At 58.9% G+C, this 8583-nt stretch carries 8 protein-coding genes and 2 pseudogenes; 3 read left to right on the top strand and 7 right to left on the bottom strand.

The window, feature by feature from the left end:
- Both F8C90_RS03625 and F8C90_RS03620 read right to left on the bottom strand, forming a co-directional pair.
- Positions 1-289: IS3 family transposase (locus tag F8C90_RS03625; protein ID WP_158049086.1), on the bottom strand; the 289-nt coding region annotated here is incomplete at its 3' end.
- Entirely contained in the window at positions 289-774 is a 486-nt protein-coding gene (locus F8C90_RS03620) for a helix-turn-helix domain-containing protein (protein WP_158049085.1), read from the bottom strand. The genes F8C90_RS03620 and F8C90_RS03625, both read right to left, overlap by 1 nt.
- A 304-nt stretch (positions 775-1078) precedes the next feature.
- On the opposite strand from F8C90_RS03620, the gene F8C90_RS03615 reads away from it, so the two are divergent.
- Positions 1079-2092 carry a glycosyltransferase family 2 protein gene (locus tag F8C90_RS03615; RefSeq protein ID WP_158049084.1) on the top strand — a complete coding sequence of 338 codons (1014 nt, stop codon included), beginning with the start codon at positions 1079-1081 and terminating at the stop codon, positions 2090-2092.
- 53 nt (positions 2093-2145) lie between these two features.
- Here F8C90_RS03615 and F8C90_RS03610 read toward each other — a convergent pair whose 3' ends face one another.
- Both F8C90_RS03610 and F8C90_RS03605 read right to left on the bottom strand, forming a co-directional pair.
- The gene (locus F8C90_RS03610) at positions 2146-3750 is read right to left on the bottom strand and encodes a glycosyltransferase family 39 protein (RefSeq protein ID WP_158049083.1); all 1605 of its coding nucleotides are present in this window, start codon (positions 3748-3750) and stop codon (positions 2146-2148) included.
- Between the two features lie 42 nt (positions 3751-3792).
- Complete coding sequence (locus F8C90_RS03605) at positions 3793-4851, bottom strand: glycosyltransferase (RefSeq protein ID WP_170264526.1); 1059 nt, start codon at positions 4849-4851, stop codon at positions 3793-3795.
- A gap of 55 nt (positions 4852-4906) precedes the next feature.
- Between F8C90_RS03605 and F8C90_RS03600 the strand changes: the two genes are divergently transcribed.
- Together F8C90_RS03600 and F8C90_RS03595 are read left to right on the top strand one after the other, a co-directional pair.
- A complete protein-coding gene (locus F8C90_RS03600) occupies positions 4907-6511 on the top strand; it encodes a polysaccharide pyruvyl transferase family protein (protein ID WP_158049081.1) in 1605 nt (534 codons plus the stop codon).
- A gap of 199 nt (positions 6512-6710) precedes the next feature.
- Positions 6711-7433 (top strand): DUF6904 family protein, encoded by a 723-nt coding sequence (locus tag F8C90_RS03595; protein ID WP_158049080.1) that lies wholly within the window; start codon positions 6711-6713, stop codon positions 7431-7433.
- 116 nt (positions 7434-7549) lie between these two features.
- Here the strand turns inward: F8C90_RS03595 and F8C90_RS11395 are convergent.
- From F8C90_RS11395 to F8C90_RS03580, 3 genes and pseudogenes are all read right to left on the bottom strand, one after another.
- Positions 7550-7633: pseudogene (locus F8C90_RS11395) on the bottom strand (DUF3825 domain-containing protein); the annotation flags it as partial.
- Positions 7618-7952: pseudogene (locus F8C90_RS03585) on the bottom strand (DUF3825 domain-containing protein). The pseudogenes F8C90_RS11395 and F8C90_RS03585, both read right to left, overlap by 16 nt.
- A 161-nt stretch (positions 7953-8113) precedes the next feature.
- Positions 8114-8563 (bottom strand): transposase, encoded by a 450-nt coding sequence (locus F8C90_RS03580; protein WP_158049078.1) that lies wholly within the window; start codon positions 8561-8563, stop codon positions 8114-8116.
- Between the last annotated feature and the right edge of the window lie 20 nt (positions 8564-8583).

Genomic DNA, 8583 nt, shown 5'->3' with positions numbered 1-8583 from the left:
ATCGGTACTTCCTGCGTCTGCGGGTCTGGCACACCAGCCCCTCCTCGCGCATGACCTTGAGCACCGTCTTGTCGGCGATGCGGATGCCGGCCGCTTTGCGCAACGCGGTGGCAACGCGTCGGTATCCGTATCTGAACTGGGATTTCTCGCACATCTCCACTATGGCCGGCCGCTCGGCCGCCTGCCTGTCGGAGGGAGGGTTCGCCTCGTGGTAGTAGTAGGTGGAGCGCGGCATCCCCATGAGCTTCAGGAGCGTGGAGAGTGGGTATTCCCGCCTCAGCGACTTCACTATCTCGCGCTTCCGCCTGTTGCCGAGAGGTCCGTCGCCGAGGCGGCCATTCGTTTTAAGATCTCCACCTCCATCTCGAGGCGGGCGCACCGCTGCTCGAGGGTCTCCTCGCTCGCGGGCTCCTTCCTCCTTCGCCCCGATGGATGGACGACGAGGGCGTCCTCGCCTCCCTCTCGGTACCGCTTCACCCAGTCTCGTATCTGCGCGCTGTTGCGCACGCCATGCTCGAGGGCGAGGGCTTTGTAGTCGCCCTCGCCACGGAGATAGGCTCCTACGACACGAAGCTTGAACTCCTGGGGGTAGCGGTTGTTCTTCCTCGGCCTGTCTATAGCCTCGACGCCGCCTTGGTCGATCCTCTCCCTCCAAAGCTTCACGGTTGACTTCGTAAGACCAAACTCGTGTTGCAGCATGGTGATGGTCGCGCCATCGGCGTACCTGTCCGCAAAGCGCTGCTTAAACTCAGCGGAGTAATCCTTGCTCAGCAAATCAACCCCCTAACGCAGAAGATCCCTATAGGAGAAGCAGAACATTGTCTGTCCAACTATAGGGGTTCACTGCAGTTTTGGGGCGCAGTTCAATACCGAAGGCCCCTTTTCCTTCGCTAGCAGATTTCTTGACCGACTCTCCTCGAGAACTTAACTCGCACTTTCGGGCAAGGTCACGGCTGGTATGGGGAACTCTGGGATTATTTGCCGGAAAGTGATGGAATCTTCCGGTGCATCGGCTATCTTTGGGATGGATTAACTTTTGAAGTAGCTCTCTATGCCGCTCGATACGAGGAGATATTGTATGGCCCCAGCGCCCGTTCTGTGCATCGTCATCCCCTGTTACAACGAGGAATCGGTGCTGCCTCTCACGTGCTCGCTCTTTAGGAATCAACTGGAGTCGATGGCGGAGGGCGGGCTGGTCTCCCGGCGCAGCCGCATCCTATTCGTGAACGACGGGTCGAAGGACGGCACGTGGCGGCTGATCCGCGATCTCGCCGCATCCGACCCCGTGTTCGAGGGAATCTGCCTCTCGCGGAACCGCGGCCATCAGAACGCCCTTCTGGCGGGGCTGATGGCCGCGAAGGACATATGCGACATCTCCATCAGCATCGACTGCGACGGGCAGGATGACATCGCAGCCATGGCGGACATGGTGAAGGCGTATCTTGCCGGGAACGACGTCGTCTACGGCGTAAGGTCGGATCGCGAGACGGACAGCCCCTTCAAGCGCCTCTCCGCCCAGGCGTTCTATCGTCTTCTCGGGGCAATGGGCGTCGAATGCGTTTACAACCACGCGGACTACCGCCTGTTGAGCTCCAGGGTTCTCGAATCCCTGTCCGAGTTCAAGGAGGTCAACCTCTTCCTGCGCGGGATGATACCCCTGGTGGGCTACTCGTCGACCAGCGTCTACTACAAGAGACACGAGCGCCTCGCGGGGGAGAGCCACTATCCGCTGCCGAAGATGATCGCCCTGGCAATCGACGGCATCACTAGCCTCTCCATCCAGCCTATCCGCATCATCACGGTTCTCGGCTTGGCCATCGCCGCGTTGAGCTTTGTCGGCGTGCTCTGGGCAATCTGTGTCACCTTGGCTGGGCAATCAGTGCCCGGTTGGGCGTCGACGATTTCGATCGCGTGCCTGCTTTCGGGAACTCAGCTTCTGAGCATCGGCATCATCGGAGAGTACATCGGGAAGATTTACCTCGAGGCGAAGCGTCGTCCGCGCTACATCGTGAGCGAGACAACGCTTGAGGGCTCCCGACAGGGCGGCAGCGAGATCGTTTCGGCTGATGCAGAAGGGACGAAGGGCAAGTAGCAGGCAATCTCGCATTGCGCAGCCTCGCCGCGCTTCCAGCCGCCGTGCGTGCCCTACTTCGCTACGGTGTACGCACGGAAGTATTCTCCGGCCACGCCCTCATCCTCTACCGTAAAGCCCCTCCCGCTTAAAGCCTCTGCAAAATTGGAATCGTAGAAGGGGTACTGGACGAACAGTGTGAACTTATCGAGCGATGCGAAGTCGTACGAGGAGAACGCTCCAAAATCGTTGAAGTACAGGTTGTCTTCATACTCGAGGACGTAGGGGAGTATCGTCTGGTCGTCGGGGTTTGCAGACCAAAGACAGACCGAGGTCGTAGTATTGTCGGAAAGACTTGCTGCGGGTTGATCCTCCCAGTTGAGGTAACGGGGCCCGACCGTGACGAAACCGATCAGACAGAATGCCAGCGCGCATGCTGAAACCGCTGCGACGGGCACCCACGGAGCTCGCCCAACGAACGCCGCGTCGGCGAGCTTCGCCAGGCCGAGGAGAGCGGAGGAAAAGACGATGGGGTATCCCGACATGAGGTATCGGTTCGATGCGAACGGTGCAACCCGGGCAACCATAACGACGAAAAGCACCCCGGCAACCGCTATCAGGAGATACTCAGTGACTGCAAGTCCCTTTTCGCCGAATGCGTGAGACGAGGAAGGTTTGCCGTGAGCGCCCATCTCGCGCTGGTGCCTTCTCATCAGGCGGGCGATGACGGCGAGGATGGCGAGGGCCGCCACAAAGGCGGGGAGCAGGTTTGCGAAAAGCTCCGAGTTGATCCACCCCCAATCACGGATAAGATGGTTCCCGAAGCCGTTGCCCGATACGGCGGCATTGAGCGCATTCGACCCGCGCCCGCTGTGGAGGATGTGGTCGATCGATGTCGGAAAGACCGCGTAGCCGATGGCAATTCCGGCAATCGCGCTCGCCCCGAACGCGATTGCGCGGTGAACCTTCTTCCTCGCGAGTAACAGGATTCCCATTCCCAGGCAGAGGGTGAAGGCGTACATAAGGAAGAAGTACTGTGTGAGGAAGCCGAGCGCGCATGTGACGCCGAGGGCTACGAACCAGCGGGCATTGCTCTCATCGACCACGATGCGGACGACGACGTACGTGAGCGCGACGAAGAAGAAAGTGAGCAGGGCGTACATGCGCAGGAACAGCACGCAGTCAATCGTGCCGACGGAGAAGGCCCATCCGACGGCGACCACCAAGGCCAGGGGGTCGCCCGCGCCGAGCCTGCGGGCGATTCCGAATAGCAGTGGCGTCGCGCACGTGAGGTAAAGCGCGTTCAACATCACGCCGATGGGCAGGGCGACGGAGCCGGGGAACAGGGAATAGGCAAAGGAGAAGAGCAGGTACGAGAGGGGTGGGTGGTTGTCGTTCGTCTGATTCTCAAATATCTGGGGTACGTCAATTTCGAGAAATGAGCCGACGGAAGCGTAGTCCCTGTAGGGGTCTCCATCGTGGTACAGGACGCCGTTTTCGGGGCCCACTCCAAGCCAGGTGCCGTTGGCGAGGACGAACGTCCAGCTCTCGTCCTGGAACAGGCCCGTCTTGTTGAGAGAGAAGCAGAAGCTCGCGATCAACTGCGCGACCATCACGATTGCGATGGCGACATACGCCCAGCTGGCTCTATTATTCAGTAGACCCTGGGTGGGATTCATCTCGGGTTGCTCTCCTTTGCGTTCGTCTCAAAGGACCTTTTGCTATCGATGGCCTCCAGAAGCGCGTTTCGTCTTCCGGAAGAGGGCCTCGGCCGCGCGCCGCAAGCCCGTTTTGGCAAGCTGCTGCTCGAGGGCGAGGGCTTGGGATTCAGCTGCGAGCCGGGCTTCCCGCTCGTCGAGTATGCGCTCGAAAAGTCTATGGTACACCGAAAGGGACACGGGGTCGCTCGCGGTGGGCTTCTCCATCCGCGAGTCAGCGCTGATTAGCGCGTCGACAGCGACCTCCAGGTACCAGTCAATCAATGTCCAGATAGCCCAAGCTAGATCGTCCTTCCCCTGGTCAATTGCTGCTAGGTAGTCGCGGTAGAACTCGCGGGCGAGATAGAAGTGCGCGTCGAATTGACGCAAAGTGCCGCGCGTCTCCGTCGTGACAGAGCGGGGGCGAACGACGTAGCGGTAGTAGGGGTGCGGGTCGACGTTCGCGCGCTGCGAATGAATGGTCGTGTGGAAGACGTAGAGGTTGTCCTCGTTCACGATTCCCTCGGCAAAGCGTATGTTGTTATCGACGAGGAGCTGCCGCCTCGCTATATGCATGCACGGCTGGGCGCAGAAATTGCGGGTCTGCTGCTGCTCGACGAGCAGCTCCTCGCCCGTGCGGACGCGCGGGCTTTGGCGCCTTTCGAAGTAGCGGTCGTCCTGGGGGTCGCTAGTCTTGACCTCTTCGCTCGCGTACTCGACGAGCGCGCCGAAGAACACCGCGTCGAGATTTTGGTCAAAGCATTGGCCGAGCAGGATCGACAGCGAACCGTCCTCGAGACTGTCGTCAACATCGAGGCAGTAGACATATTTGCCGCGAGCTTCCGCGATGCCGGCGTTCCGAGCGCGTCCTGCGCCGCCGTTCTCCCGGTGTAGGATCTTCACGTTCCGCTCGTCGGAAAGCTCGCGGCAAAGGTCGAGCGAATCGTCCGTCGAGCCGTCGTCGACCATAATGACCTCGTAGTCGTCGGGGGAGAGGCCCTGTCGCGATATCGTCTCAAGACAATGCCCAATGTATGGGGAGGCGTTGTGCACGGGAACGATTATGGAGAGTCTTGGCTTCATGTCGTGATATCTTAGCATAGGCTTATGAGCATCTTTTCACGGAGGTTTACTTTCCATGACTTTCTATCGTATCGCCCTGCTGGGGCATCCGGTTTTCAGCGAGGGCGATCCCGTATGGGACTGCTTCGAGCAGCTGTCCGTCGAGGGTCATGCGGTCGAGATAATCGACCTGGAGCGGTTCCCCGGGGTGTTCGACAGCGATGGGAACCCTGATGAGCGTGCGCTCGAGGCGTTCAGACGGCGTTTCAAACCTGACTACATCGCGGCGTCGGGGGAGAGCGCCGAAGAGATACTGTCGCGGCTCGAGCGGTCGTCCTGCGAAGGGTCTGCGGTTCCGTTCAGGCGCTTTGTAGTTTTCGGCTACGTCGGGAAGGACAACTTCGGGGACGAACTGATTTTCTCAACCATCTGCGATGAGATCGCGAGAAGGTATCCGGACTCTTTCGTGACGCTCATCGGACACGACCCGGAGGCGACCCTCCGTCGACACGGGGTCGTTTCGGTGACGATGGATATGAAGCTCGAGGCGGACATTATACTCGACGGTGCGAGCGCCCTGGTCTTCATGGCCGGAATCATATTCGACGACCCCTTCGTCGATTGGACGGCGGGCCCGATTGACCTGTTCCTCAACCCACGCTCCGAAATCGCGGGGCAGACCGCGTTCGTCCTCATGGCCGCGATGCACGGCACGCCCTCGGTGTTCCTTGGAATCGGTGCAGGTCCGCTCTCCAACCCCGACGCGAAGCGTCTCGTCGCGCTTTCTGCCCGAAACGGCGCCTTCTTCGTCCCCCGCGACGTCAAGACTGAGGAGCTCCTTCTGGCGGCGGGCGTCCCTGAAACGTCGATAAGCACGAAGTGCGACCTTGCGTTCCTCGCGAAATCCGATAATGCCTTTGCTCCCGCTGATTATGCTCAACCCTATTGCGTCGTGTCGCTCAGGGATCATCGCACCAAGGACGAGGGGTTCGAGGGCAGGGTCGCCGATGTGCTCGACAGGGTGTGGGAAGGGAATGGCATTAGGCCCCTGTTCATCGATCTGGCCCCCGAGGATGGTGCGGTCCACCGTCGAGTGGCCTCGCTTATGGCGCATGGGGAAGAGGCGCGATTTTTTGGGACGGCTCTGGATACCGATGCGGTGATTGATACCATTGCCCATGCGGAGTTCTCGATGGCGATGCGTCTTCACTGCTCAATTGTTTCGAACGCGCACGGCGTCCCGAGCCTCGGGTTCGACTACAACGAGAAGGTCCACGCCTTCTACGAGCAAATGGGCCAACTGGCTTTTCTGTCGAGCATGGACGAGTCCGCTGCGGAAACCTTGCAGCGCATTGAGCTACTTATCGAGCAGAGAGATCATCTGTCTGAAGAGCTGTCCGTCATCGTTGAGGATCGGAAGAGGAGGGCCGTCGAGGCGTTCGACATCCTCGGTGGCTTGGCGAACCGGAACCCGAAAAGACAGGAGAAGCGCCATTTGTACACCCGGTCGACTTCCATCGAGGAGGTGGAGCTCGTCGAGGCGCGGGCATGCGCGAATCGCAGGGCACAGGAGTTGCAGGAGCTGAGGGCAAAGCTCGATGAAATCGAAAAGTCGACCTCGTGGAAGGTCGGGTGCGCGGTAACGGTAATCCCGCGCATCATTAAGGATAAGTTGAGCTGAGCTGCTTTCCGGGGCGTAACGATAGAGGGCAATTCGATTAGCGGGCTCCCCGTGTCTTCGGAGATGCATGAGGAGATGAAAAATACCGTAGAATAGACGGCGATGGTAAGCGTAGGTTCCGATTTCCGGTAGCGATGATAGAGAAAGAAGGCCGCCATGCTCAAAGTCGAGGCGACGCCCCATTTCGGGGGACATCTTCGTGTCGGGCGATTTCGACGACATCGACAAGCTCTACGATACGGTGCGGGAGGTTGCCGCCCCGATTGCGGGCGACGACGGGTATAGCGACCCGCTGCACTTCGCCGCCGTGAACGTGCTGGAGCTTTGCTATGACCTGCGCCATTGTTACATGGGAGACAGGGAGGTCATGCTGCACGAGAACGGGATCGTGCCTGGCATGCGGCTTGAAGGCAACGCGATTTCGACGAAGAACGTCCGGTACGGCGTGAACATCTTATGGACGGAGGCGCTTTTCGACTGCGCGATGCCGAGGATCCTGTGCGAGCGGCGCCAGCGCGAGTTGACCAAGGGCAGGCGCAAAAGCGACGGCGTCAGCGCCCAGGCGAGGTACGACGTGTCGGCCAATCACGTGGTGCTGTACCAGTCGCTGGTCTACGACACTCTCGCGCAGGCGGTGTCCCCGAACCTCCACTCGCGCATCATGAGGCTCGTGATCGAGGTGGACTCGATCTTCCGGAGCTACTTCACGCAGCACTTCAAGCAGTTCGACACGGAGTTCGCCCGCTCCGACGAGGGAAAGCGCCGCAAGCTGCTGGGCCCGACGATGAAGCGCATCCTTGAGGGCAGGGAGGATTACGACGAGTTCTGCTACGACATCCGCGCGTTTGCGGCTGAACACGACTGCCCCATCGAGCACGTCTCAATCCACAACGGAGACTGGCCCGACGAAATCGACTGGTAGGGCAAGTGAATACAGGTAAGACTTATTTTCACTTGATTAATTGTTGCTGAATTCGCGGCTGGAAAAGGAGGGGTTGTTTTCAGGGCGAGCCGTTGACTGGCAGGCTAGTATATTGTTTATGGATTCAACCAGTCTCTGTCGGGACGCGCTAAAAGACGCGCATTGTAAATTGCTTGATCGAGCGTCAAGCAAGTTGATGCGCGATATAGCTCCCGTAGTTCTCAACGACAAGCGCTAAATCAGCGACATTTGGTTTTGCGAGGCATAACGGAATAAGCAGCTGAATTGTTCCTGCTGTAATAAAGTATTGAGGAACTGCAATCGGTAGTTTCGGCGAAATCGTTCTTTCGCTGCTTCAATACTGCCATTGATTGCGATTTGTAGTTGATAGTCGGTTTGCCCGGAATACGGCTCTGGAAACCTGTTGCGATTATCTTGGATTATGTGCTCAACGTTTGCAATCAATTCTTTTCTGGAATCGAATATTAACTTTGAGGGTTCTTCCCAGTAGAAGGCCATATCTGATAAGCTCGCATAGCGCCCGACATCGCCCCCTCCCCCTTTCGAAAGAATTTTGAAAAATACCAGTAGCAGTCATCTTGGGAATTTTGATTTACGCAAAACTGCATGTAAACTTGTTCCAATTGTGCCCTAGAAAGTAGTCCTGTTTCGAAGCAGGACTACTGTCTATCACCTGAATAGGCAATCTTCTGTGCATCATGATTCCCTTGGCCTCCAGGACCGCGTTGACCCTCGCCAGAATCTCGTCGGCCAGGCCGTTCGCCTCGACGATGCGGCGGAACTTCAAGAGCGCGGTGGCGTAGGGGGACCCAGTCTCCAAGCCCGAACCTGACGCCCATGAACCTGGAGAACGCCCTCGAGTTGCAGATTGCCTCTTCGACGCCCTCGTCGGAGAGGCTGGACCACAGCTGCAGGAAGTACATGTGCAGCATCCTCTCGACCCCGATGGGCCTGCGGCCGCGCTTGCCGGGATAGTGGAAGGGCTCGACCGCGGCGATCAGCTCCGCCCAGGGCACGGCCGCATCCATGGCCTCCAGGAACGCCTCACGCTTGGTCGCGCGTCTCCTCGATGCGTTCTCGATGTCGGCGAAGGCGGTCTGTCGGTCCATGGCATACCTCCCGTTTCATC

Origin of the sequence: Ellagibacter isourolithinifaciens, assembly GCF_008831035.1 — a bacterium.
Lineage (GTDB): Bacteria > Actinomycetota > Coriobacteriia > Coriobacteriales > Eggerthellaceae > Ellagibacter > Ellagibacter isourolithinifaciens.
This window is presented reverse-complemented; position numbering and strand designations above follow the sequence as displayed.

Excerpts from the sequence above, each read along its gene's own strand:
- F8C90_RS03615 (WP_158049084.1), top strand. The coding sequence starts at position 1,079 with ATGGCCCCAGCGCCCGTTCTGTGCATCGTCATCCCCTGTTACAACGAG.
- F8C90_RS03610 (WP_158049083.1), bottom strand. The coding sequence starts at position 3,750 with ATGAATCCCACCCAGGGTCTACTGAATAATAGAGCCAGCTGGGCGTAT.
- F8C90_RS03605 (WP_170264526.1), bottom strand. The coding sequence starts at position 4,851 with ATGAAGCCAAGACTCTCCATAATCGTTCCCGTGCACAACGCCTCCCCA.
- F8C90_RS03600 (WP_158049081.1), top strand. The coding sequence starts at position 4,907 with ATGACTTTCTATCGTATCGCCCTGCTGGGGCATCCGGTTTTCAGCGAG.
- F8C90_RS03580 (WP_158049078.1), bottom strand. The coding sequence starts at position 8,563 with ATGGACCGACAGACCGCCTTCGCCGACATCGAGAACGCATCGAGGAGA.